At 30.6% G+C, this 281-nt stretch carries 1 protein-coding gene; it reads left to right on the top strand.

Features of this window, described 5'->3' with window-relative positions:
• On the top strand, window positions 1-281 hold a 281-nt coding region (locus SB753_RS36610), incomplete at both ends, for a hypothetical protein (protein ID WP_410805015.1).

Raw genomic sequence — 281 nt, 5'->3', positions numbered from 1 at the left:
AGATTGGTATGCACGATGTAACCATTGCATCTGCAGATTCAATTTCTAAAGTAAAACAATCAATTGTACAAACTGATAAACCTCAAAACAATACTACTCAACCCTTTATTGAAAAAAATAATAAGCAAACAGGTAAAGTAATTGAAAAGGGATCTAATTATTTAATGGTTAAACAGGGTGATGTAACAATTAAAACCAATGTACGTAAGAAGGTGTTAGAAAAGATAAATATTGGAGATACAGTCAATATCTATGCCGAAAACTTTACGGGTTCTAATCTG

Source organism: Paraburkholderia sp. SIMBA_053, from assembly GCF_046534895.1.
Lineage (GTDB): Bacteria > Pseudomonadota > Gammaproteobacteria > Burkholderiales > Burkholderiaceae > Paraburkholderia > Paraburkholderia caledonica.
This window is presented reverse-complemented; position numbering and strand designations above follow the sequence as displayed.